The sequence below is a fragment of the Parasphingopyxis sp. genome, assembly GCF_052168295.1.
Lineage (GTDB): Bacteria > Pseudomonadota > Alphaproteobacteria > Sphingomonadales > Sphingomonadaceae > Parasphingopyxis.
Window position 1 is genome coordinate 24,231 of record NZ_JBQLZN010000003.1, and the last position, 22,338, is coordinate 46,568.

Here is a 22,338-nt window from a genome sequence, read left to right on the forward strand (position 1 = left end):
GGAGAGACCATGCGAGAAACCGTCAGACCCGTTCCCGAACCGCTTGCCGCTGAACCCGACGAACTAGAGGCGAAGAAAAGCTATCCGAAGGCCGCGACGCTCGTCGTCTGCCTGTTGCTGGCGGCCGCCCTTTTCGGCGCGCAGGGCAGTGACACCGGCGTGACGAACAGCGCGCAAAGCATCGGCTTCGTTATCGGCTGGGTGCTGGGCGGTGTCGCGCTTTGGTCTCTCGCCTGGGGTATCACGATCCGCCACGCCCCAAAGGCATGGAAATGGCGGAGTCTCGCCATCGTCGTCGCGGCCGGCCTGTTCACCGGACTGGTGCGCCTCGCATGAACGAGCCGCCATCCATCTGCATCATCGGCGCGGGCTGTTCGGGCTTCACCATGGCTAAGCGGCTGAAGGATCATGGCCTGACCTACGACCAGTTCGAAGCGTCCGACGATATCGGCGGCAACTGGTATTATAAAAACCCGAACGGCATGTCGGCCTGCTATCAGAGCCTCCATATCGACACATCCAAATATCGCCTGGCGTTCGAGGATTATCCGGTGCCCGAGGACTGGCCCGATTTCCCGCACCATGCGCAGATGCTCCAATATTTTCACGATTATGTCGATCATTTCGGGCTGCGCGACGCGATCACCTTCAACACGCGCGTCGAAAAAGCCGAGCGGCTGGACGATGGGCGCTGGCGCGTTACGCTCTCGACCGGCGAAGCCCGCGATTACGACGCGCTCATCGTTGCAAACGGCCATCACTGGGATCCGCGCACGCCCGACTATCCGGGCGCGTTCGACGGCCACCAGATGCATAGCCACGCCTATTGCGATCCGTTCGAGCCCTATGACTTCCGGGGCAAGCGCGTGATGGTGGTCGGCGGCGGCAATTCGGCGATGGATATTGCGAGCGAGCTGTCGCAGAAACCGATCGCCGAAAAGCTCTTCGTGTCCATGCGGCGCGGCGTCTGGGTGCTATCGAAATACGCGAACGGCCAGCCGGCGGACAAGGCGGTGCTGCCCGCATGGATGCCGCAAAAGCTCGGCCGCAAGCTCGCCCAGCGCATGATCAAGAAGCGCATCGGCCGGATGGAGGATTATGGCCTCCCCAAACCCGACCATGAACCACTCGAAGGCCATCCGACCGTTTCGGAAGAATTCCTTGCCCGGGTCGGCTGCGGCGATGTGATCCCCAAGGGCGCGATCGACCGGCTCGACGGCGACGGCGTGATCTTCGCCGATGGCAGCCGCGAGCAGCTCGACGCGATCATCTGGGCCACCGGCTACAAGATCAGCTTCCCCTTCTTCACCGATCCGGAGCTGCAGCCCAAGGGCAACGCCTATCCGCTCTACAAGCGCATGGTGAAACCGGGATACGAGAATCTGTTCTTCCTGGGGCTGGCCCAACCGCTACCGACGCTGGTCAACCTTGCCGAACAGCAGAGCAAACTCGTCGCGGCTGCGCTGACCGGCGACTATGCCTTCCCCGACGCGGACGAGATGGAACGCGTGATCGTCGAAGACGAGAAAATCCATCTCGGCCATTTCTACGCGTCGAAGCGCCATACGATCCAGGTCGATTTCGGGACATATTGCCGGGATTTGGCGAAGGAGATCGGGCGGGGCGCGGGGCGACGGCAGACCGTTAGCGCCTAGTTTTCCCGCGGCAGAAAATCGCGAACTGCGCAACCGAAGCGGGCTATCGCTAGCCCGCGGCGCGCTTCAATTCGACCGGCTCCGAATTCGGCGTTCTTGCCGCCTCTTCCGCCCGCCGATCCTCGGCATTCTCGACACGGTCCCGGCCTTTCGACTTCGCGCGGTAAAGGGCCTCATCGGCCCGTGCGAACAGCTGCATATAGGTTTCGCCAACGCGCGCCGTGGCGATGCCGAAGCTTGCAGTCAGACGGATATCGTCGTTCAGGCCCGCATGCTGGAGGCCCGCGAATGCCTGCCGGATCCGTTCGGCCAGGCGATGTGCGGGAACATTCTCGCAATTCCAGAGCGCGACGCAAAACTCCTCCCCGCCGACCCGGCCCGCCGTGTCGGATCCCCGGATCATCTTTGCGACCAGTTTGCCAAAGCCCGAGATCGCCTGGTCGCCCGCCTGATGCCCCCAAATGTCGTTCACCTGCTTGAAGTGATCGATATCGGCCACGACCAGGCTGAGCGGGCGTCCCTCCGTCTGCGCACGCGCCAGAAGGCCCCGCATCGCCTCTTCGAAAGAACCCCGATTGCGCAGCCCGGTCAGCGCGTCGCGCGCGCCGCTCTCGCGCAGCGCAGTCGTCCATTCGGCGATGGTCGCGCCGATCAGGACCATCGCCGTCGTCACGCCCTTCACCCCGAGCACGAGGCCGATCAGCGAGTAATAGATCGAATCCCGATAGACCTCCGCCGGGATCGAGCGCTCGAACATCAGGGTCAGGTTCGGTCTGATGAGGAAATCGGCGGCCTGAAAGGCCATGACCGCGATGATCGCGATGTCGATCATGTCGCGGCGCCGCGCGGCGAGAAGGGTCGTCACGCCCATGGCGAACATGACCCCGTAGCCCGTGTTGACGATGATCAGCCGCGGGCCGACATCGCCCGAAAAGCCTACCGCTACTGCCAGCGCCAGTGCGCTGATCAGGTAGACGACTGCGAAGCTTGCGAGGTTGAGCCGCTGCCCCGCCCGCTCGCAGACCGATGCCAGCATCACGATCGTCGCAAGAGTGTAGAATAATTGCGTCGTGTGAAAGACGTAGAAGGCGTCTGCCGGGAGGAAATGGGTGATCAGAAATCCGACCGCGGACAGGGCATAGGCGATGCCGAAGCCGAGCACATGGCGCTTCATCCGCCCGACCCGCCACAGCACCACGAATGTCGCCGCGAAAAACAGCGCCATGAGCGGCGTCACCAGTCCAAGAATTTGCGTTTGCATCGACCCGTTGCGCTCCTGTCAGAGCGGGTTAGGCCAATGAGGTTAAGGGTGCCTTTAGGAAACGCGCTTTGTCGACGAGATGCGAGCATCGGTGCATATGCATCGAAGCGGCATACGGTCCAAGTCGATTTCGGGGCCTATTGGTGGGATTTGGCGAAGCAGAGCGGGCGGGGTGAAGTTAGGACTTGATAGTTCGCCGCCGTATGATCTGATGAAGCCGATTAATCAGTTTCGAACGCCATGAGCGGTTCGTATCGGACCAAGTCGGATAGGCGTGATCTTGGATGATCTGGCGTAAGACTTTTTGAACTTCGTTAGCTATCATTCGCTCATTGATTTCTGGATGCTGTTGCGTTTCGCCGGTGTGAACAGACTTCGACAAAAAATGGTAGACGTTTTTCGCACGGGTTTTGCTAAACTCTGTATGTTCCGGCGCGCGCTCCGAGATACGCCTTGCGATTTGATTTCCTTCCTCTGGATTAAGAAAGATATTTTCTAAACAAATTCTAAGGTTGATGGCTTTGTTCGCCCAATTCGGATCAATCTTGGTGTCATTGAGACGTTTGAGCGCGATCCGCATTCTCGCCTGCGCTTGTTCATCAAGTCTTCCGAAAGCCTGTATCAAGTCTTCAGCATGTTGTGCCTCAATGCCGATGATCTCAGGCCCAAACACCACGTGGGGCTCGGCGAACTGACCATAACGTATGCCGCGCTCAACGAAGCTAAGTTGGGCTGGAACAAGTGTGGTCGCGGCTAGAACCGGAATACCATAATCAGCGTGTCTGGCGAGTGACAGAAGCAATCGCGTATCATCTAGCAATTTGGTATGAGCGGAATGTTCGGTCGCTGTCGCCCAATCGCGTATTGTCTCCTCGTCGTGCGTTCGGACGTCCTTCTTAGCTTTAAACTCGACCGTCAAAACCGCATCGATGCGCCAGCCCATTGACGAGCCCCAACGTCGCCGGATTAGACTGTCCCGCAATGATGAATCTGGCAGATCTGCAAGATCAACGATGCGGACCCCATTCGAAAACGAGAAGGGTTCATCTATGTGGATATCGTGCAGCAAGAGCACTTCCTGCAACGCTACCTCGTCAGCGGCTTGGTAGTTGTGCACCTCATCCAAAGCGACATCAGCTCCCACAATAGCGCCACGCTTAACTAGTCCTTGCGCAAACTCTTCGATTGTCCAAGTGGAGCCCGTAGTGCCGATCCTATGAAGACAGTGATTATCGAATTCGTCATACTTACCTGACCTTCGCAGCAGCTCCGAAAGCTCTTTAATCGCCGCATGGGGAACAACGCCGTAGGGATCGACACTCGGGATAGCCTTCTGGATCGCCTGAATAATCTCATGCTCATTAATCGCCATGGACTTGGCTTATAGTCCAGCTAACTTGGAAATAGCATGGAGCTTGCTCATCGCAGAATTGGCTTGGCGAACAATGGCGCCTTTATGCGGGCCGTTCCGGCAAAGCCCAATCAATCGGCTCCCTGCCCACACTCTCCAAAAACGCATTCGCTTTCGAAAAATGCCGGCACCCGAAAAAGCCGTTATGCGCCGATAGCGGGCTCGGGTGCGGGGCTTTCAGGACGCAGTGCCGCCCGCCCTGTTCGACGCTTTGGACGAAGGCCGCTTTCTTCTGGGCGTAGCTGCCCCAGAGGAGGAAGACGACGGGCTCCTCCTTCTCCGCCACGAGCCGGACGATCGCATCGGTGAACTGTTCCCAGCCGCGGCCGCGGTGCGAAGCGGCCTGGTGCTGCTCGACGGTCAGCACGCTGTTGAGGAGCAGCACGCCCTGTTCCGCCCAGTGTTCGAGATGACCGTGGTTCGCGGGCGGGATACCGAGATCGGTCTCCATCTCCTTGTAGATGTTGACGAGGCTTGGCGGCGAGCGGACGCCGGGGCGGACGCTGAAACAGAGCCCATGCGCCTGGCCGGGGCCGTGATAGGGATCCTGCCCCAGGATGACGGCGCGGACCTTGTCGAGCGGCGTCGCGTCGAGCGCGTGAAACCAGAGCGAACCGGCCGGGAAGATGCGCTTGCCATTCTCCCGCTCGCCGACGAGGAATTCGCGAAGCTGCGCCATGTATGGCGCGGCGAACTCGCCCTTGAGCGGTTCCTTCCAGCTGTCATGGAGTTTGATCTGTGTGGACATGGCGGGCACCATATTATCCGGCACCGGAAAAAGCGAAACGTCATTCCAGCGAAAGCTGGAATCTCTGGCCGCAAACTCAGTACCTATCCGCCTGAGATCGCAGCTTTCGCTGGGATGACGGACGCTATCTGTTTGAACGGGATACGCTGCGATTGATTGTGCGCTGTCCTACAGCCGGGCCGCCATGATATGAAAGTGGGGAAATATCCGGGACGGGTTCGATGGTGCGAAGGAGGCCGGGGGAATTGCCCGGGGTGTGTCAACCAGTGTCAACCGTGGGCGGATCGCGCAATGCGGTTTCGCTGCCTGCCGATCCGCTTGCGATTATGCGGATCGGCCGAATGACTATCGGGGGTGGCGCGCCTAGTTGGCGGCCCAGCCGACGAGCAGGTAGGCGAGGATCGCTACCGGGCCGAGGGCGAATAGCGTGAGGGCCAGCAGGCCGACGCGGATCGCCAGCACGTTCCACCCGGTCCAGCGGGCGAAACCGGCGCATACGCCCATGATCTTGGCGTTGCTGCGGTCGAGGGCGAAATTCTGCGTCATGAGTTGTGTCTTTCCTGTTTGGGTTGGGTGGGCGAAGCGCTTAGGCGACCGGAAGGACCGGGCCGACGGCGGCGGTGATGCAGACGGCACTGACGATCAGGGCGGCGACTGCGGAAAAAGCGGTGTTGAAAGCGTTGGTCATGATTGTGTCTTTCGTTCGAAGGGTTGGGCGATCGGTGTCCCCGTGGCCTGTTAGGCGACGGGAACGACCGGACCGATGGCGGCGCTGATGCACATGGCGCTGACGATGAAGGCAGCGATGGCCGACAGGGCCGTGGTCTGAAAGTTGCTGACAGTGTTCTGCATGGTGTGTCTCCTGTTTGCTCCAGCGGACCATTCCGCCGGTATGCCCAATACTAAGCAGGAGGCGTGCCAGTTTTGGAAAATCGTTGTTTTTCAGGAATATGACTGAAAACACCCGTTCCGCGACAGATAATTGCGCACAGAGGGTTGGGGAATTTCGCCAACAAATGGTGGGGAAATCGGCCAAAATGCCGTGTTGCCGCGAAAATCTTTATTCGCTGCCCCAGGCGGGCGGCGGGGTTTCGACCGGTTCGGTCAGGTCGAATTCGGCGCGGAAGAAGCGTTCATTCTCGCCGGGAGGGCGGCGCAGCTCATAGGCGAAACGCGTCTCGTCCACCTCCATTGCCCAGACATTGGTGACCGACGCGCTCAGCCCCTCGCGCTCGAACAGCGCGATGGACTCGTCATCGACCGGAAATTCCTGCCGCGTCGCCGTGCCCGGATCGCCCGTCTCGCCGCCATATTGGGTGACGGTGTCTTCGCTGCCATCCTCATGGCGGTGATCATGCTTGAGGAGAATGCCCGTGCCCGTATCGGTCAGTACCCAGGTCCGGGAACGATCGTCGCCGACATGAAAGGGAATGCGGATCTGGTCGGGCGCGCACTCGGCGACATGCATGACGAGTGGCTGGCCCGCGATATCGGCATCGGCTTCATTGTCGGAGACCAGCTCTCCGGCGAAGGCCTGACCGCAGAGTTCCGAGAGCCGCTCGAGGAATTCCACCTGCGGATCGGGATCGCCTTCGAGCGGCGTGCCCTCGCTTTCCGGCGACGACGAGCAGGCGGCAAGCACTGCGAGAGCGGCAAGGATGGGCGCGGCGCGTATCATGCGCCGATCTTAGGCAGGCCATCGGCGTCGCGCCAGCCCTCCCACTTTATCTTTCCCCCAGTCCGCGCTTCATGGCATAGATAGGCGGCGGCGGAATGTTTGGCGATACGGAGCAACGGATGAACCGACTGATATCCCTGATGCGCGCGGCGGTCCTTGCCCTCGCCGCCATGGCGAGCCCCACGCTGGCGGGCGGATTTACCCCAGACCTGTTCGAGCGCTGGATCGATGCGCGGGTCGGCACGGGGGAACCCGTCTACTGGTATTCGATCGGCACGGTGCGCGCCTATCCGAGCGGCGAGCTGCTCTTCACAATGGAAGGCTATGACGCGGCCCGCATGCATCGCCCCGATCCGGCCCAGCCGCTCGCGCACCAGTATAACCGCAAGATCTACGTCTTCCGCGATCCCGACAGCGGCGAGATATTGCGCGAATATGAGGGCCAGCCGGTCGAGCCGATCGCCTATCCCTATCAGTTCATCACCTATGAGCTGATCGGCGACGAGGTCGAAACCTTTGTCGAGCAGGGCGCGGGCGCGGCCGTCCGCCGGATCGGTCCGGGTCGCGATATCCATGCCCGGATGCTCGGCGATACGACCGTCTATACCGCGCCCGTCTATCTCGATTTTCCGATTCCGGGCACCGAGATGCGGTATCAGGCGTTCGAGAATTACGATTTCTTCGTGCAGCCCGAGGGCGCCGTCGATGAACCGCATCAGCTCAGCTGGGTCCGCTACGGCCCGGCGCCGAACTGGGCCGGCGGACAGGATGTGATCATGCATATGATCACCTGGCGGATCGACGATTTTACCGGCATCCCCGCCGATCTGCGCAACTATATCGAGACCGACGCGCCGCTCTGGCGGACGCCGCCCGAGAGCCTCGACGAAATCCGTGCCTTGCAGGCGGCCGACTAGATGGCGGCGAACGGCAAAATCCGCGTCGGCATCGGGGGCTGGACCTTCAAACCCTGGCGCGGCACCTTCTACCCCAAGGGCCTGCGCCAAGCCGATGAACTCGAATATGCCGCGAGCCAGCTTGGCGCGATCGAGATCAATGGCACCTATTACCGGCTGCAGAAACCCGAAAGCTTCGCCAAATGGCGCGACGCCGCGCCCGAAGGCTTTCAGTTCACGATCAAAGCCTCGCGCTACTGCACGAACCGCAAGGATTTGCGCGAGACGGGCGAGAGCATCGAGAAATTCTGCAATCAGGGAATCGCCGAGCTCGGCGACAAGCTCGGGCCGATCTTCTGGCAGTTCATGGCGACCAAGAAATTCGACGCCGAAGAGTTCGAGGCGTTTCTGGAGATGTTGCCGGCGGAATGGGACGGGGTGAAGCTGCGCCATGCGCTGGACGTCAGGCACGAAAGTTTCATCTGCCCCGACTTCGTCGCGCTGATGCGCAAGCATAATGCCGCGATCGTCTGTGCCGACAGCGACAAATATCCGCAGCTTGCCGACCAGACCGCCGACTTCGCCTATGCGCGGCTGATGCGATCGCGCGAAGAGGTGGAGACCGGTTATCCCGATGGCGAACTCGATGACTGGGCCGGAACGGCGCAGGCATGGCGGGACGGGAAACAGCCCGAGGGCCTCGACTATGCGTCGCCCGAGCAACCGTCGCTGAAGGGCGGGCGGGACGCCTATGTCTTCTTCATCAGCGGCGCGAAGGTGCGCGCCCCGGCCGCGGCGCAAGCGCTCATCGCACGCACCGCACCCTAGGGAGATCGCCATGTACCGTATTGCGACCGCCGCCGCCCTGTTAGCGCTCGCCGCCTGTTCGGGCGGCAACGAGCCGGCGGCCGAGCAGGAACAGCCCGCTGCGGCAAATATCGACGTCGAAGCGGCAGCGGAAGCGGCGACGCTGGACACGATCCCGGAACGCTTCCGGGGACGCTGGGATTTTTCCGAAGAAACCTGCGCGGACCCGGCCAGCGAAATGCGGCTGGATATAGAGGCGGAGCGGATCGCCTATTATGAGAGCGCCGCCATCCCGGTGACGATTACCGAGACCGGCCCGGCGACGCTGACCGTCATCCATCGCTTTTCAGGCGAGGGCGAGGAGTGGGAAGAAACGCTGGCTTACGAATTGAGCGAAGATGGCGACCGGCTGACCGTCAATTCGCCCGACGGCAGCATGTCGATCCGGATGCGCTGTCCCGGATAGCCAAGCCGAAACAGGCGATCCGCCGAAATATGGTCCGGTAAACCTCGAAGCGGTTGTCGCACAAGAGCCGGCCAAAGGCGCAGTCCATCTTATGGGTGACACGATCTGGAGACTATGGTGCGGGCCCAGATCGAATGGGCCTTGCCAATGCACCGGATCGAAGGCAGTGCCGCCCCGACCGAAACCAAGACTTCCTGACGCACCGAACCGCAAAGCCACCCCGTTTTTACGACATTTGTCGAAAACTATCCGTCTCCGGTCGTAAAAGGCCGCCCGGGCACTGGATGACGAGGCGGTATTGCTGAATTGACGCTGCATTCTCTGGGAGGGGACAAAAATAATGCGGCGTACTTCCTGGCTGCTGACTTCCTGTTCATTGCTTGCCGTGCCCGCCTATGCGCAAACCGACAACAGCGCGGACACCGCGCCCGCGGAAAGCGTGGCGGAACCTACGGACGGGCAAAATTACGCGCCCGAATTCTTCGCGCGATTCTCGCCCAACACGGCGCTCGACATGGTGCGGCAAATTCCCGGTTTCGCGATCCAGCAGGGCGACGACCGGCGCGGCCTCGGTCAGGGCGGCGATAATGTGCTGATCAACGGCGAACGCGTTTCGGGCAAATCGAACGATGCGGTGACGACGCTCAGCCGGATTTCGGCAAGCAACGTGATCCGGATCGAGGTACGCGACGCCGCCTCGCTCGACATTCCCGGCCTGTCGGGTCAGGTCGTCAACATCATCGCCGAAACGACCGGGATCAGCGGCAACTTCGCCTGGAACCCGCAATTTCGCACGCGGATCACCGAGCCGCGCGTCACCAATGCCGAAATCTCGGTCAGCGGCAGCCAGGGCGCGTTCGACTATACGCTCAGCCTGTCCAATACGGATAATTCGTTCCGCGGCGGCGCGGAAGGGCCGGAGCTTGTGCTCGATGCGGATGGCAACATCATCGGCCGGCACGAAGAGATTGCGACCTTCAACGGCGATCGGCCGCAGCTCGCCGGCACGTTTCGTTACGACGGCCCGGGCAGTTCGGTCGGCAATCTCAACCTCTCGTACGAGCGCTGGTACAATCGCGTGCGCGAAGATTCCTTACGGACGGGCTCGGGCCTGCCGGACCGCACGCGCTTCTTCCGCGACCGGGAGGACGAATGGAATTTCGAGATCGGCGGGGACTTCGAATTCGCGCTCGGACCCGGCCGGCTCAAGCTGATCGGGCTCAGGCGCTTCGAACGCAGCCCGTTCGAGACCAGCCTCATCACGGACTTTATCGACGATACGCCGACGATCGGCGATCTCTTCGTGCGGACATTGGACGAAGGCGAATGGATCGCACGCGCCGAATATGGCTGGGCGATGGGCGGGGACTGGCAGGTCGCCGTGGAAGGCGCGCTCAACACGCTCGATGTGCGCTCACAGCTCTCGACGCTCGACGCCAATGGCGATTTCCAGCCGGTCGTGCTGCCGAATTCGAATTCGGAGGTCGAAGAAGAGCGGGCGGAGATCAACATCACCTATGGCCGTCCGCTCACCGATTCGCTGACGCTGCAGGCCTCAATCGGCGGCGAATATTCGACGATCACCCAGAGCGGCGCGATCGGGCTGTCACGGACTTTCTACCGGCCGAAGGGCTTTGTGTCGTTTGCCTGGCAGGCGAGCGATACGCTCGACATCCGCGCCCGGGTCGAGCGCGAAGTCGGCCAGCTCAACTTTTCCGATTTCGTCGCCTCGACCAATCTGGGCGGCGAGAATCAGGACGCCGCCAACCCCAATCTCGTTCCGCCGCAAAGCTGGAATTACGAGATCGAGGCGACGCAGCAGCTTGGCGCGTTCGGTTCGATCACCGCGCGTGTCTATTATGAGCAGATCAGCGATATCGTCGACCAGATCCCGATCGGGGCGACGGCCGAAGCGCCCGGCAATATCGACAGTGCCAACCGCTACGGCATCGAGTGGAACAGCACGTTCAACTTCGATCCGCTCGGCTGGCGTGGCGGGCGGCTCGATATCGAGGCACAGTTCCAGCGCAGCCGGGTGCGCGATCCGCTGACCGGAGAGCGCCGGTCGATTTCGAACGACATGCTGCGCGATATAGAGATCGAGCTGCGCCACGATATACCGGGCACCGACTGGGCCTGGGGCCTCGAATATGAGGACTATCGGGAAGCTGTGGGGTTCCGGCTGAGCCAGCTCAACGATTTCATCGCCACGCCGGGATTTGTCGGCGCCTATATCGAACATAAGGATGTGTTCGGCCTGCGCGTTCGCGGCGGCATCTACAATCTGCTCGATCGCGACGAGAATTTTACGCGGACATTCTTCGTCAACCGCCGCGACGGCCCGATCGATTTCATCGAGGACCGGTCGCGCGAATTCGGACCGATCTTTTCCTTCCAGATTGCCGGCAGCTTCTAGCGGCTGGCCATATCGGCGGCTGGCTTGGCCGATACCGGGCTATTCGCACGGTCTGCGCTCGCGCCGGCGGCGCCGCCAAGCGCATGCACAGTGGCTACGGCAATGAAGGCGGCGGCGACAGCAATGGCGGCCATGACGATCCATTGGCGGATCGGCATATCCGCGCGTGCTACGCCCGTCCGCGCGTCATGGTCGATCTGCTCGGGAGCCTCGTCGGCCTGTTCGAATTCGACCGCATAAGCGCCCTTCGGAATCTGAATCCGCACACCCGCGCGCGAGCCCGCCTTTGCATATGCATCGTCGAGCAATTGCCGCAGGCGGCCGACCTGCACGCGCGGATAGCTGTCCTGCTTGGCGTCGAAATCGGGATCGCGGCCAAGCCCGTCGACGGCAATCGTATAGGCTTTGAGGCGCGTGCCGTTGCCGGCGAGCGTCTGGTCGATGAGATAGGTGAGCAGGCGGCGCATCACGGGCGCACGCGCAAATTGCGGCGCGGCGAACAACCGCGCGATTTCTGCTTCGATCGCCGGCGCGCTGGCAATATCCACGCTACTGGCTTCGGTAATGGACATGCAGGCCTCACGCTTTCGCGCCCCCGGCCGCGTTCTGATTAGCGCGAAACCGTTATGTAACGGTTAAGACCGATATTTCTTCCATAAGCCGAAAGCCGCAGAAAACTGTGGTTTATCGCAGATGTTACCCCCGGTTGGAGCGAGTGCGAATCTGGCGGGTATGCAACGATTGCCGCCGCCATTCGTCGATAGGGTATGAGCGATCGCCCCATCACTGGAAAAATGCTGCGCAGCGGCCTGTCCGCGCTTGCCGGCGTCATGCTGTTCGCCGGTCTCGGCGGGGCAGCGCAGGCGGCCGAGCGTGCCGACGATGCACGCGGCGCCGCAGTCATGGGGCATGCAAGCGCGACGATCTTGAACCCGACCGCTCTGCGTACGGATGCGTTATTCGAAAGCAGTGGTGATTTCGCGGACATTTCCGGTCTGCCGGTGACGCCTGCGGCCGTTGTGCGCCGCGGCTGCCGCGAAGACGGTGCGCGTCAGCACTGCGATCTCGTTATCCTCGATATGCCGTAAAGGCGCTTAGCTGTCGCTGCCGCCCCAATAGGCCGCAATTTGCGATGAGACATTCTGGCACTCGGCGGCGAGCGTCGGATAGGGCTGATCGGTGGCGCGCATCAGCGCACCTTCGATTTCCGCCTGGCAGGCGGCTTCGGTGCGAAATACACGATCTTCGCGCATAAGCGGTTCGCATTGGACGGCGCCATCGCCGCATCCCATGATCGCCAGAACGTAAAATGCTGCACCCATTGGTCTTTCCTTCCCTTCGATAGACCAATGCATAGCGGCAGAGGCCGGTTCCGGACTGTGCCGCGCATCACAGGCTGGCCGTTTTGCGAAAATATCCTATCTAGGGCGCGCATGCCGCCCGATCTCCCGAAAGACACCGCACTCCAACAGCCCGGCTGGGCGTTGCTGCGCCGCTTCCTCCCCTATCTCTGGCCCAAGGGTCAGCCGGGGCTGAAGGCGCGCGTCATCGGCGCCTTCGCCTTCGTACTGTGCGCCAAGGCCGTCATCCTGATCATGCCCTTCGCCTACAAGGCCGTGATCGACAGCATGGACGGCGAGGCCGACCCGGCCGTCATGCTCGCCATCGCGCTGGTCGTCGCCTATGCCGGCGCGCGCTTCGGCGGCGTGTTGTTCGATAATCTGCGCAACGTGATCTTCGAGAAGGTCGGCCAGACCGCCGCCCGCGCGCTCACCGAGAACGTCTTCGCCCATCTCCACGCGCTCTCGCTGCGCTTCCATCTCGAGCGCAAGACGGGCGGCGTCACCAAGATCATCGAACGCGGCACCAAGAGCATCGACACGATGCTCTATTTCCTGCTGTTCAACATCGCGCCGACCGCGATCGAGCTGCTCGCCGTCTGCATCATCTTCTACGTCAAGTTCGGCCCGACTCTCGTCGCGGTGACGCTCGGCGTAATCGCGCTCTACATCACCTTCACCCGGCTCGTGACGATCTGGCGCACCAAGCTGCGCCGCGACATGGTCGAGCTCGACACGACCGCCTACAGCCAGGCCGTCGATTCGCTGCTCAACTTCGAGACCGTCAAATATTTCAACGCCGAAGCGCGCGAGGCGCAGCGCTTCAGCCGCGCCGTATCGAGCTGGGCCGGCGCGGCGGTCAAAAGCGAAAACAGCCTCGCGCTCCTGAATGTCGGCCAGGCGCTCCTGACCAACGCGATGATGGCGGGCGCCATGGCCTATACCGTCTGGGGCTGGAGCGAGGGCCGCTTTACGGTCGGCGACGTCGTGCTCGTCAACGCGCTGCTCATGCAGCTCTTCCGCCCGCTCGATTTTCTCGGCACCGTCTACCGGACGATCCAGCAGGGCATGATCGACATGGAAGCGATGTTCGACTTGATCGACACGCCCGCCGAGATCGTCGATCGGGAGAACGCACCGGCGCTGGCCGTGTCCAAGGGCGCGGTCCGCTTCGAGGCAGTCGGTTTCGGCTATGATGCCGATCGCCGCATACTGCATGACGTCGATCTCGAGATCGCGCCGGGCAGCAAGCTCGCCATTGTCGGCCCCTCGGGCGCGGGCAAGTCCACCATCGCCCGGCTGCTCTTCCGCTTCTACGACACGACGAACGGCCGCATCCTGATCGATGGCCAGGATATCGCCGCCGTGCAGCAGGAAAGCCTGCGCGCCGCGATCGGCATCGTGCCGCAGGATACCGTGCTGTTCAACGATACGATCGGCTACAATATCGCCTATGGCCGCGAGGGCGCGACCCAGGCGGAGATCGAGGCGGCGGCGAAAGGCGCCGCGATCCACGCGTTCATCCTCTCGCTGCCCGACGGCTATGACACGCGCGTCGGCGAGCGCGGGCTCAAACTGTCGGGCGGCGAAAAACAGCGCGTGGCCGTCGCCCGCGCGCTCCTCAAGGACCCGCCGATCCTGATCCTCGACGAAGCGACGAGCGCGCTCGATTCGCGCACCGAAGGCGAAATCCAGGCGACGCTCGACCGCGCCGGCCGCGGCCGCACGACCATCGTCATCGCCCACCGCCTCTCCACCATCGTCGATGCCGACGAGATCGTCGTGCTCGACGCCGGCAGCATCGCCGAACGCGGCAGCCATGCGGCGCTGATCGCGAAGGGCGGGCTCTACGCCGAAATGTGGGCGCGGCAGCAGGAGGAGCGGGAGGCGGTTGGCTGATACTGCCGATATGGGCGGAGCCAATGTTCACGCCACGCGTTGCAGTTGCCCGGCGTGCGCGAACGAACTAATTGAAAACAATGCTTGAAGTTATCAGAAGCCGGGTCAACCGTGTTTTTCGCGATCAGGCGAAGGGCGACGACTTTTGCGAGCTTTCCGATGACGTCTTCTGCTTTCGCGAGCGCCACACGTCGGAACTGCGTGACACGATGTACGAGCCAGCGCTTTGTCTTATCGTGCAAGGCGCCAAGCAAACCATCATCGACGGCCGAAAGCTTGCCCTGTCTGCCGGCGACACGGTGCTCATCAGCCACCATGTTCCTGTCCAGGCCAGAATCACCGAAGCGAGCGAGGCGGCTCCATACACGGCTCTCATAGTAAGGCTGGACATGTCGATCATTCGCAGCCTGGCCGCGGAAATCGAAAAAATTACTGGCGGACTTGAGGATATTCAGTCCGTCGCTTCGGAGAAGGCAGAATTGGCGCTTCTTGAAGCGATTGATCGATTGCTCGGCGTTTTGGAAGATCCGCTGGAGTCCCAGTTGCTGGGTCGAGCCGCATCGAAGGAAGTCCACCTTCGGATGCTACAGGCATCGCATGGCGGAATGCTTCGCGCTTTAGGTTCTCCGAAGAGTCCGGCTAATAGAATTGCGCGGGCTATCGCCTTCATTAGAGACAATTACAAAAAGCCTTGTCAGGTCGGAGACGTCGCTGCCGCAGCTGGCATGAGTGCAACGGCGTTCCACCAGCGATTTCGTGAAGTCACGGGGACCACGCCGAACAAATATCAGAAGTTGTTGAGACTTCAGGAGGCACACAGCTTGCTTTCAATCGAGCGAGCATCAGTGACGCACGCGGCTTTCGAGGTTGGCTACAAGAGCGTCAATCATTTCAGCCGTGACTATGCGAAGAATTTTGGAATGCCGCCGAAAGAGGCGAGAGCTGCTGCGAGCTAGTGCCCTTCCGGCGGCCTGCCAAGCTACGCGATCGTCCGAGAAAGCGACCCGTAGCTGACATCGAAGACCTCACCAGCGACTTTCGATGTGCTGTCCCCGGCAAAGAACAGAACGGCCTTGGCAACGTCGACGGGTTCGAGATGCGCGACATTCAACGGACTTCCGGCCAGGCCAGCTTCGGCGACCTCTTCGAAGGACGGATTTGCTGCATCGGGCATCATCCTGCCAAGAACCACGGAATTGTTGGCAAGGGGAGTGTCGACAAGGCCCGGCGCGACCACATTGCACAGGATGTTGGATTTGCCATAGGACACCGCAGCCGACTTGGCGAAGCCGATCATTGCCCATTTGGTCGAGGCGTAGACGGGAAACAGTTCATTGCCCATTCGACCGAGCGCGGACGAAATGAAGATCATGCGGCCTGAGTTCTGCGGCACCATGATGCGAGCGGCAGCCTGCGTGGTCTTGATCGCACCAGCGACATTGATCTCGTAGACCGTGCTGATTTCGTCCGCAGAGAACTCGCGGATGGCTCCGATCTGAGAGACACCGGCATTGACGACGACAATATCCAGGCTGCCGAAGGTGTCGACGGCCTGTTGCATCGCGCTGTCCAAAGCCGCCCGATCGCGAACGTCGCCTTTGATGGCGAGGCACCGGGCGCCAAGCGCTTCCACGCTCGTCATGGCAGACTGCAGGTCCGCTTCAGACGATAACGGATATTGGACATGGGGCACGTTGGGGGTTGCGATATCGAAGAGGACGATGTCTGCCCCGGCCTTGGCCAACTCCTCGGCTGATGCAAGACCGATGCCGCGAGCACCACCTGTAATAAAGGCCACTTTCCCCGACAGTTCGCGCCGGTCGGTCGTGTCGTCAGATGATTGAGCGGAAGCGCTTGTAGCACTAAGAACTGCAGGGCCGGCTACTGCGGCCGCGCCGATTGCGGCCGTAGCTAGCAGGCTTCGGCGATCCGGATTTTGGGGCCCGTCGTTATGCGGCGTGCTTTCCAGATTTTGGTTCGAATTTGTCATATTTGCTCCTCGGAAAAGTCAAGCGGTTTGCGTTTGCGAGAAGCTAAATAGCCTTGCTCAGAAATAGGCGCTTGCCTGCCAATCCGGGATTCATGCCAAATCCTACAGTCGCGAAAATGCGTCGCCTGAGCAGTGGAGCCGAGCAGCGAACATTTGCCGACCTCGAGGGAATGTCAGCTTTCGAGCCTCAGGTCATTGTCGCACGATGACAAAAATTGGGGTCGTTGACTGCCGTAAAACTGGCCACCGCAAAAAACTTGCTTTCGGCCAGAAGCGGATTCACCAATTTGGCACTCCCGCCATTATGCCACCCGGGCGCCCTACTCTGACTGCGCTGCCCTCGAAGCCTTGGGCCCTTCCAGAATCTTCGCAAAGATCCAGCCGCCAATTCCGCCGGCCAGGACCTGCGAGAGAAAGCCCAGTGTCGAGCGTGCGCCGCTGATCGGCACCGTCTGGAACTGCAGATACATCAGCCCGAGCGTGGCGCCGATCGCGGCGGCGCCGGCGACGGGAAATGCGGCGCGCGAAAGGCCGGGGAGCAGCCGCTTGACCAGCATCGCGATAAGAAAGCCCAGAAGCAGCGCGACGCTTATGATGACGAAGTAGAGCCACATATTGGAGACATCGAACGCGGTCATGTTGAGGCGGTCGCCAAAGCTGATGGGCACGTTATGGGCGTTCATGACGAACTGCGCGTTGGCGACGACTGCCACGACATAGGTGCCCAGCGCCGCGATGAGCAGCGCGACGATCCAGCGAACAAACCGCATTCCATTCTCTCCCGTCGCGAAACAGCCTAGATGCTTCCGGCGCGCGATCAAGCTTTATGGATACGGCGGCGAAATGCTGTTAGCGATCCGATTGGCGGACATGGCGTCCGTATGAAGTAAGGGCCCAAGATGCGGACATTCTCTACCATTCTCGCGATATCGGCGGCAGGCCTGCTTGCGGCATCCTGCTCCAACCAGGGCGCATCGGAATCGGGCGAGAAGACCAGCGAGCTTGTCGGGCGCGTCGAGGCGGGGCCCGTCAACTACAGCCTGGAAACGGTCGCCGATGGCCTCGATCACCCCTGGTCGATCGCGTTCCTGCCCGATGGCGACATGCTGGTGACGCAGCGGACCGGCGCGCTGCTTCTGATTGGACGGGACGGCGCGACGCAGACCGTTCATGATTTCAACGAAAATGGCGAATTTCCCCCGGTGCATTTCGGTGACGGCCTTCAGGCGGGCCTGTTCGATGTGGTCCTGCATCCCGATTTCGCAGAGAATGCCCTCGTCTATATTTCCTATGCCGGCATCCAGGACGATGGCGAAAACACGCTCTTCCTGATGCGCTTCCGCTATGTGGACAGTGAGGCCGGGCCGCGGCTGGTCGATGGCGAACAGCTTTTTTCCGCGTCCCCAAGCCGTGTGCAGGGCAATCATTATGGCGGGCGCTTCATCTTCCTGCCCGACGGCACCTTGATGATGGCGATCGGGGACGCCTTTCATTTCCGCGAAGAGGCGCAGACTCTGGACAACCATTTCGGTAAGATCGTCCGGCTGAATGCCGATGGCTCCGTGCCGGCGGACAATCCCTTTGTCGATACGCAAGGCGCATTGCCGGAGATCTGGTCATACGGGCATCGCAACCCGCAGGGGATTATCCTCGCCGCCGATGGCCGCGTGCTGGAGCATGAACATGGCCCGGCAGGCGGCGATGAAATCAACGAGATAGAGCCCGGCGCCAATTATGGCTGGCCGACGGTGACCTATGCGCTCGACTATTCGGGCGGACGCGTGTCGCCCTACGAAGCGCTCGAAGGCACGGAGCAGTCGCTGGTCCATTTCACGCCGTCGATTGCGCCCTCCGGTTTTGCGCAATATTCGGGCGCGGCTTTTCCGGACTGGCGGGGCGATTTGTTCGTGTCCGCGCTGGCGCTCCAGCATGTGCGGCATATCGCCATGAATGCCGATGGTTCGCTGGGCGCGCAGCGCGAGCTTTTCGGCGAACTGGACGTGCGATTCAGAGACGTGCGGTCCGGCCCGGACGGATTTCTCTACCTGCTCACCGAAGAGCCGGGTTCCGAAAGCAGGATCCTGCGCGTTGTCCCCGGATCGGATACGGCAAACTGACAAACGGCCGCTGTCGGCCAGAAACGGACTTGGCAGTTCAACCCGATATGCCCTCCCCCGAATCCATCCTCCACAATGTCTTCGGCTTCGAGAATTTTCGCGGCACGCAGCGCGAAGTGATCGAGCGAGTCATGGCGGGGGCGCACAGCCTGGCCGTGATGCCGACAGGCGCGGGCAAGTCGCTCTGCTATCAGATCCCGGCGCTCGCCCGGCCGGGCACGGGCCTCGTCATTTCGCCGCTTATCGCGCTGATGCACGATCAGGTGCGCGCGGCCGAGGCGGCGGGCATCGCGGCGGCGACGCTGACCTCGGCCGACGACGACCGGGCGGAGACCATGGCGCGGTTCCGCGACGGCGCGCTCGATCTTCTGTACGTTGCGCCTGAACGGGCGAGCGGCGCGGGCTTTCAGGAGATGCTGCGCGAGACGCCACTGGCGCTGATCGCCATCGACGAAGCGCATTGCGTATCGGAATGGGGACATGATTTCCGGCCCGATTACCGGCTGCTCCGGCCCCTGCTCGACCAGTTTCCGGATGTGCCGCGCCTCGCGCTGACCGCCACCGCCGACCGGCATACGCGCGCCGACATTCTCGAGCAGCTGGGCATTCCCGAAGAGGGTGCGATTATCGCCGGGTTCGACCGGCCCAATATCCGCTATGCGATCCAGCCGCGCGCCGGGATCGGGCGGCAGATCACGGCGCTGATCGCTGAGCAGCCGGGCGCGGGCATCGTCTATGCGCCGAGCCGGGCGGCGACCGAGAAGCTGGCCGCGCAGATCGCGGCGACCGGCCGCCCGGCGGGCGTCTATCATGCCGGCCTGCCGCCCGAAGAGCGCGCCGCCAACCAGGCCGCCTTCGTCGCGTCCGAAGAGATGGTGATGTGCGCGACCATCGCCTTCGGCATGGGGATCGACAAGCCGGACGTCCGCTTCGTGGCCCATGCCGGCATACCGAAATCCATCGAGGCCTACTATCAGGAAACCGGGCGCGCGGGCCGCGACGGCGACGCGGCCGAGGCGCATCTCTTCTGGGGCGCGGAGGATTTCGTCCGCGCGCGGCGGCGGATCGAGACGGAGGTCGAGGATCATCGGAAGAGCGGTGAGCGGGCGCGGCTGAACGCGCTGGGCGCGCTGGTCGAGACGGCCGGGTGCCGGCGCGCGATCCTGCTCCGGCATTTCGGCGAGGACCCGCCCGAACGCTGCGGCAATTGCGACAATTGCCTCAATCCGCCCCAGGCCGTGGACGCGACCGAAACCGCACGCAAATTCCTCTCCGCCGTCTATCGCACGGGCCAGCGCTTCGGCATGGGCCATGTCGGCGAGGTGCTGGCGGGCCGCGAGAATGAGCGGATCATCAAGCTCGGCCATGACCGGCTCTCGGTCTTCGGGATCGTGGGCGAGGAAGAGGAGCCGATGGTGAAGCCCGTCGCCCGCGCGCTGCAGACGCGCGACGCGCTCGTGCAGACCGAACATGGCGGGCTGGCGCTGGGGCCCGAGGCGCGGCCGATCCTGAAAGGCGAAACCGAGGTCGCGCTCGTCCTGCCGCCGAAAAAGCCGCGCAAGCGCCGCGCCAATCGCGACGCCAACCCGGTCGGCGATCCGCTGTTCGACGCGCTGCGCGAGAAGCGGCGCGTGATGGCGGCCGAGAACGCCGTGCCGCCCTATGTGATCTTCCACGACACGACGCTGCGCGAAATGGCCAGAGCCAAGCCCGCCACCCTTTCGGCGATGGCGCAGATATCGGGTATCGGCCAGGCCAAGCTCGCGCGCTACGGCGAGGATTTCCTGGCCGTTATCGCGGAACATGGCTAGCCCGCACGGCTTGCGCCGGAAGGCCGTCTCGCCATATTGAGCGGCGCAAGAGGAGAGCGCGTATGTTCCGCACCGTGACCGACAATTTTCTGGCTTCGCCGCAGATTTCCACCGACGATGTCGCTGAGGCCGCAAAGATGGGCGTGACGCTGATCATCAACAACCGACCTGACGACGAAGATCCGGGCCAGCCGGCGGGCGCGGCGATCGCCGCCGCGGCGCAGGATGCGGGGATGGCCTATGTCGCGATCCCCGTGACCCATGCCGGCTTTTCCGTGCCGCAGGTCGAGGCGATGCGCGAGGCGCTGGACGGCAATGACGGCAAGACGCTGGCTTTCTGCCGCTCGGGCACGCGCTCGACGTTGCTCTGGGCGTTGGCCGAGGCGCATGACGGCCGGGATCCCGAAACGATTGCCGGCGAAGCCGCCGAAGCCGGCTATGACGTGTCGCCGATCCGTTCGATCATGGACGCCTTCGCCGCGGCAAAATGAACCTGACCGTGCTCATTGGCTCGCTGGCGGCGGTTTTCGCGCTGGCCGCCATCGCCTGGCTGCTCGGCATGGGACGGACGCCGCGCATCGCCGACACCGCGCAGGCCGAACGGCTGGCGCGCGACGCGCATAGCGGCTTCGTACCGGAAGGCGCGGCGGTGAGCCGGGACGGCAAGGCGGCGCTGGTCGCCGGGCGCGACGGGGATTTCGTGCTGCTGCGCGAGCATGGCGCCAATATCGCGGCACGCGTGTTCCGGCGGGCGCCCGATGCGCGGCGCGACGATGGCGTTTTGACGGTGGCGACGGGCGAAAAGCTGTTCGGCGACCTGCGTCTCGATCTCGGCGAAGCGGATGCCGCGCGCTGGTCGGAAAGGCTGGGAAGCAACCGCAGCGAGGCGGCGCTATGAACGAGCTGCCCGATCCCGTTCAATATGCGGTGCCGGCCTTCGTCATCCTCGTGCTCGTCGAGATGCTGATCGCGCGGCGCGTCGATCCGAGCCGCTACGAACCCAAGGATACGCTGACCTCGCTGTTGCTCGGCACGGGCAGCACGGTCGCGGGCGCACTGACCGGCGGCGCCGTGGTCGCGCTGTCGGTCTGGCTTTACCAGTTCCGGCTGTTCGATATCGGCTTCGTCTGGTGGGCGTGGATCCTCGTCTTCCTGCTCGACGATCTCGCCTATTATGTCTTTCACCGGCTCGCGCATCGCGTCCGCTGGTTCTGGGCCAGCCATGTCATCCACCATTCGAGCCAGCACTATAATCTCTCGACCGCGCTCCGGCAGACATGGACGGGCTTTTTCTCGCTCTCCTTCGCCTTTTCGCTGCCCATCGTCCTGATCGGTTTTCCGGTCGAGATGCTGCTCTTCGCGAGCGGGGTGAACCTCATCTACCAGTTCTGGATCCATACCGAGGCGATTCAGCGGATGCCGCGCTGGTTCGAGGCGATCTTCAACACGCCCTCGCACCACCGGGTCCATCACGCGACCAATCCGCGCTATCTCGACAAGAATTACGCCGGCATGCTGATCATCTGGGACCGGATGTTCGGCACGTTCGAGCCGGAACGCGACGACGACCGGCCGCGCTACGGCATCATCAAGAATCTCGGGTCGTTCAACCTGTTATGGGCCGCATTCCACGAATGGATCGACATCGCGAAAGACGTCGCGACCGTGCCGGGCATCAGGAACAAGCTCGGCTATATTTTCCGCCCGCCCGGATGGAGTCACGACGGCTCGCGCGACACGAGCGACACGATCAAGGCGCGCTGGCGCGAGCAGGAGCCGGAAGCAGGCCTGGACGCAGTGCCGGACGCGCAAGACACGCGCGCTGTCCGACACGGGGCCTGAC

General features: G+C 62.4%; 23 protein-coding genes. 14 read left to right on the forward strand and 9 right to left on the reverse strand.

Annotation, left to right across the window (positions count from 1 at the left end):
- Window positions 1-9 precede the first annotated feature (9 nt).
- Both ACTS1Z_RS00430 and ACTS1Z_RS00435 read left to right on the forward strand, forming a co-directional pair.
- On the forward strand, window positions 10-336 hold the full coding sequence (locus tag ACTS1Z_RS00430) for a hypothetical protein (protein ID WP_442622456.1): 327 nt from the start codon (window positions 10-12) through the stop codon (window positions 334-336).
- Window positions 333-1,655: a flavin-containing monooxygenase gene (locus tag ACTS1Z_RS00435; protein WP_442622457.1), complete on the forward strand. Its 1,323-nt coding sequence runs from the start codon at window positions 333-335 to the stop codon at window positions 1,653-1,655. Before ACTS1Z_RS00430 ends, ACTS1Z_RS00435 begins: the two co-directional genes overlap by 4 nt.
- 49 nt (window positions 1,656-1,704) lie before the next feature.
- Here the strand turns inward: ACTS1Z_RS00435 and ACTS1Z_RS00440 are convergent, their stop codons facing one another.
- The 5 genes from ACTS1Z_RS00440 to ACTS1Z_RS00460 form a co-directional block, all read right to left on the reverse strand.
- On the reverse strand, window positions 1,705-2,916 hold the full coding sequence (locus ACTS1Z_RS00440) for a diguanylate cyclase (RefSeq protein WP_442622458.1): 1,212 nt from the start codon (window positions 2,914-2,916) through the stop codon (window positions 1,705-1,707).
- Window positions 2,917-3,094: 178 nt separating this feature from the next.
- A complete protein-coding gene (locus ACTS1Z_RS00445) occupies window positions 3,095-4,288 on the reverse strand; it encodes a hypothetical protein (RefSeq protein ID WP_442622459.1) in 1,194 nt (397 codons plus the stop codon).
- Between the two features lie 82 nt (window positions 4,289-4,370).
- Entirely contained in the window at window positions 4,371-5,075 is a 705-nt protein-coding gene (gene ung, locus ACTS1Z_RS00450) for a uracil-DNA glycosylase (RefSeq protein ID WP_442622460.1), read from the reverse strand.
- A gap of 363 nt (window positions 5,076-5,438) precedes the next feature.
- Entirely contained in the window at window positions 5,439-5,621 is a 183-nt protein-coding gene (locus ACTS1Z_RS00455; RefSeq protein ID WP_442622461.1) for a PspC domain-containing protein, read from the reverse strand.
- Between the two features lie 514 nt (window positions 5,622-6,135).
- On the reverse strand, window positions 6,136-6,753 hold the full coding sequence (locus ACTS1Z_RS00460) for a hypothetical protein (protein WP_442622462.1): 618 nt from the start codon (window positions 6,751-6,753) through the stop codon (window positions 6,136-6,138).
- 119 nt (window positions 6,754-6,872) lie between these two features.
- On the opposite strand from ACTS1Z_RS00460, the gene ACTS1Z_RS00465 reads away from it, so the two are divergent.
- From ACTS1Z_RS00465 to ACTS1Z_RS00480, 4 genes are all read left to right on the forward strand, one after another.
- Window positions 6,873-7,670 (forward strand): DUF1838 family protein, encoded by a 798-nt coding sequence (locus ACTS1Z_RS00465; RefSeq protein ID WP_442622463.1) that lies wholly within the window; start codon window positions 6,873-6,875, stop codon window positions 7,668-7,670.
- Entirely contained in the window at window positions 7,671-8,477 is an 807-nt protein-coding gene (locus ACTS1Z_RS00470) for a DUF72 domain-containing protein (RefSeq protein WP_442622464.1), read from the forward strand.
- Window positions 8,478-8,487: 10 nt separating this feature from the next.
- Window positions 8,488-8,922 carry a hypothetical protein gene (locus tag ACTS1Z_RS00475; RefSeq protein ID WP_442622465.1) on the forward strand — a complete coding sequence of 145 codons (435 nt, stop codon included), beginning with the start codon at window positions 8,488-8,490 and terminating at the stop codon, window positions 8,920-8,922.
- A gap of 340 nt (window positions 8,923-9,262) precedes the next feature.
- Window positions 9,263-11,338, forward strand: a complete 2,076-nt coding sequence (locus ACTS1Z_RS00480; protein ID WP_442622466.1) for a TonB-dependent receptor plug domain-containing protein — start codon at window positions 9,263-9,265, stop codon at window positions 11,336-11,338.
- On the opposite strand, the gene ACTS1Z_RS00485 is transcribed toward ACTS1Z_RS00480, so the two are convergent.
- On the reverse strand, window positions 11,335-11,910 hold the full coding sequence (locus ACTS1Z_RS00485; protein WP_442622467.1) for a hypothetical protein: 576 nt from the start codon (window positions 11,908-11,910) through the stop codon (window positions 11,335-11,337). The two genes, ACTS1Z_RS00480 and ACTS1Z_RS00485, sit on opposite strands and share 4 nt — an antisense overlap.
- Before the next feature lie 195 nt (window positions 11,911-12,105).
- Here ACTS1Z_RS00485 and ACTS1Z_RS00490 point away from each other — a divergent pair, with 195 nt between their 5' ends.
- On the forward strand, window positions 12,106-12,426 hold the full coding sequence (locus ACTS1Z_RS00490) for a hypothetical protein (RefSeq protein ID WP_442622468.1): 321 nt from the start codon (window positions 12,106-12,108) through the stop codon (window positions 12,424-12,426).
- A gap of 6 nt (window positions 12,427-12,432) precedes the next feature.
- On the opposite strand, the gene ACTS1Z_RS00495 is transcribed toward ACTS1Z_RS00490, so the two are convergent.
- Window positions 12,433-12,660: a hypothetical protein gene (locus ACTS1Z_RS00495; RefSeq protein ID WP_442622469.1), complete on the reverse strand. Its 228-nt coding sequence runs from the start codon at window positions 12,658-12,660 to the stop codon at window positions 12,433-12,435.
- 111 nt (window positions 12,661-12,771) lie between these two features.
- Between ACTS1Z_RS00495 and ACTS1Z_RS00500 the strand changes: the two genes are divergently transcribed.
- On the forward strand, window positions 12,772-14,577 hold the full coding sequence (locus ACTS1Z_RS00500; protein WP_442622470.1) for an ABCB family ABC transporter ATP-binding protein/permease: 1,806 nt from the start codon (window positions 12,772-12,774) through the stop codon (window positions 14,575-14,577).
- 80 nt (window positions 14,578-14,657) lie between these two features.
- Window positions 14,658-15,533: an AraC family transcriptional regulator gene (locus ACTS1Z_RS00505; protein ID WP_442622471.1), complete on the forward strand. Its 876-nt coding sequence runs from the start codon at window positions 14,658-14,660 to the stop codon at window positions 15,531-15,533.
- A 23-nt stretch (window positions 15,534-15,556) separates the two neighbouring features.
- On the opposite strand, the gene ACTS1Z_RS00510 is transcribed toward ACTS1Z_RS00505, so the two are convergent.
- Window positions 15,557-16,567 (reverse strand): SDR family NAD(P)-dependent oxidoreductase, encoded by a 1,011-nt coding sequence (locus ACTS1Z_RS00510; RefSeq protein ID WP_442622472.1) that lies wholly within the window; start codon window positions 16,565-16,567, stop codon window positions 15,557-15,559.
- 320 nt (window positions 16,568-16,887) lie between these two features.
- Entirely contained in the window at window positions 16,888-17,337 is a 450-nt protein-coding gene (locus ACTS1Z_RS00515) for a hypothetical protein (protein ID WP_442622473.1), read from the reverse strand.
- Window positions 17,338-17,466: 129 nt separating this feature from the next.
- On the opposite strand from ACTS1Z_RS00515, the gene ACTS1Z_RS00520 reads away from it, so the two are divergent.
- The 5 genes from ACTS1Z_RS00520 to ACTS1Z_RS00540 all read left to right on the forward strand — a co-directional run bounded on the left by ACTS1Z_RS00520 (window position 17,467) and on the right by ACTS1Z_RS00540 (window position 22,337).
- Window positions 17,467-18,684, forward strand: a complete 1,218-nt coding sequence (locus ACTS1Z_RS00520; protein WP_442622474.1) for a PQQ-dependent sugar dehydrogenase — start codon at window positions 17,467-17,469, stop codon at window positions 18,682-18,684.
- A 47-nt stretch (window positions 18,685-18,731) separates the two neighbouring features.
- Window positions 18,732-20,495 (forward strand): DNA helicase RecQ, encoded by a 1,764-nt coding sequence (recQ, locus tag ACTS1Z_RS00525; RefSeq protein WP_442622494.1) that lies wholly within the window; start codon window positions 18,732-18,734, stop codon window positions 20,493-20,495.
- A 62-nt stretch (window positions 20,496-20,557) separates the two neighbouring features.
- On the forward strand, window positions 20,558-20,986 hold the full coding sequence (locus tag ACTS1Z_RS00530) for a TIGR01244 family sulfur transferase (protein WP_442622475.1): 429 nt from the start codon (window positions 20,558-20,560) through the stop codon (window positions 20,984-20,986).
- Window positions 20,983-21,393 (forward strand): hypothetical protein, encoded by a 411-nt coding sequence (locus tag ACTS1Z_RS00535; RefSeq protein ID WP_442622476.1) that lies wholly within the window; start codon window positions 20,983-20,985, stop codon window positions 21,391-21,393. The genes ACTS1Z_RS00530 and ACTS1Z_RS00535 overlap by 4 nt, the downstream gene beginning before the upstream one ends.
- The gene (locus ACTS1Z_RS00540; RefSeq protein ID WP_442622477.1) at window positions 21,390-22,337 is read left to right on the forward strand and encodes a sterol desaturase family protein; all 948 of its coding nucleotides are present in this window, start codon (window positions 21,390-21,392) and stop codon (window positions 22,335-22,337) included. The genes ACTS1Z_RS00535 and ACTS1Z_RS00540 overlap by 4 nt, the downstream gene beginning before the upstream one ends.
- Window position 22,338: the final 1 nt, after the last annotated feature.

Coding starts and splice junctions, on each gene's coding strand:
- ACTS1Z_RS00430 (WP_442622456.1), top strand. CDS start 10: ATGCGAGAAACCGTCAGACCCGTTCCCGAACCGCTTGCCGCTGAACCC.
- ACTS1Z_RS00435 (WP_442622457.1), top strand. CDS start 333: ATGAACGAGCCGCCATCCATCTGCATCATCGGCGCGGGCTGTTCGGGC.
- ACTS1Z_RS00440 (WP_442622458.1), bottom strand. CDS start 2,916: ATGCAAACGCAAATTCTTGGACTGGTGACGCCGCTCATGGCGCTGTTT.
- ACTS1Z_RS00445 (WP_442622459.1), bottom strand. CDS start 4,288: ATGGCGATTAATGAGCATGAGATTATTCAGGCGATCCAGAAGGCTATC.
- ung (WP_442622460.1), bottom strand. CDS start 5,075: ATGTCCACACAGATCAAACTCCATGACAGCTGGAAGGAACCGCTCAAG.
- ACTS1Z_RS00455 (WP_442622461.1), bottom strand. CDS start 5,621: ATGACGCAGAATTTCGCCCTCGACCGCAGCAACGCCAAGATCATGGGC.
- ACTS1Z_RS00460 (WP_442622462.1), bottom strand. CDS start 6,753: ATGATACGCGCCGCGCCCATCCTTGCCGCTCTCGCAGTGCTTGCCGCC.
- ACTS1Z_RS00465 (WP_442622463.1), top strand. CDS start 6,873: ATGAACCGACTGATATCCCTGATGCGCGCGGCGGTCCTTGCCCTCGCC.
- ACTS1Z_RS00470 (WP_442622464.1), top strand. CDS start 7,671: ATGGCGGCGAACGGCAAAATCCGCGTCGGCATCGGGGGCTGGACCTTC.
- ACTS1Z_RS00475 (WP_442622465.1), top strand. CDS start 8,488: ATGTACCGTATTGCGACCGCCGCCGCCCTGTTAGCGCTCGCCGCCTGT.
- ACTS1Z_RS00480 (WP_442622466.1), top strand. CDS start 9,263: ATGCGGCGTACTTCCTGGCTGCTGACTTCCTGTTCATTGCTTGCCGTG.
- ACTS1Z_RS00485 (WP_442622467.1), bottom strand. CDS start 11,910: ATGTCCATTACCGAAGCCAGTAGCGTGGATATTGCCAGCGCGCCGGCG.
- ACTS1Z_RS00490 (WP_442622468.1), top strand. CDS start 12,106: ATGAGCGATCGCCCCATCACTGGAAAAATGCTGCGCAGCGGCCTGTCC.
- ACTS1Z_RS00495 (WP_442622469.1), bottom strand. CDS start 12,660: ATGGGTGCAGCATTTTACGTTCTGGCGATCATGGGATGCGGCGATGGC.
- ACTS1Z_RS00500 (WP_442622470.1), top strand. CDS start 12,772: ATGCCGCCCGATCTCCCGAAAGACACCGCACTCCAACAGCCCGGCTGG.
- ACTS1Z_RS00505 (WP_442622471.1), top strand. CDS start 14,658: ATGCTTGAAGTTATCAGAAGCCGGGTCAACCGTGTTTTTCGCGATCAG.
- ACTS1Z_RS00510 (WP_442622472.1), bottom strand. CDS start 16,567: ATGACAAATTCGAACCAAAATCTGGAAAGCACGCCGCATAACGACGGG.
- ACTS1Z_RS00515 (WP_442622473.1), bottom strand. CDS start 17,337: ATGCGGTTTGTTCGCTGGATCGTCGCGCTGCTCATCGCGGCGCTGGGC.
- ACTS1Z_RS00520 (WP_442622474.1), top strand. CDS start 17,467: ATGCGGACATTCTCTACCATTCTCGCGATATCGGCGGCAGGCCTGCTT.
- recQ (WP_442622494.1), top strand. CDS start 18,732: ATGCCCTCCCCCGAATCCATCCTCCACAATGTCTTCGGCTTCGAGAAT.
- ACTS1Z_RS00530 (WP_442622475.1), top strand. CDS start 20,558: ATGTTCCGCACCGTGACCGACAATTTTCTGGCTTCGCCGCAGATTTCC.
- ACTS1Z_RS00535 (WP_442622476.1), top strand. CDS start 20,983: ATGAACCTGACCGTGCTCATTGGCTCGCTGGCGGCGGTTTTCGCGCTG.
- ACTS1Z_RS00540 (WP_442622477.1), top strand. CDS start 21,390: ATGAACGAGCTGCCCGATCCCGTTCAATATGCGGTGCCGGCCTTCGTC.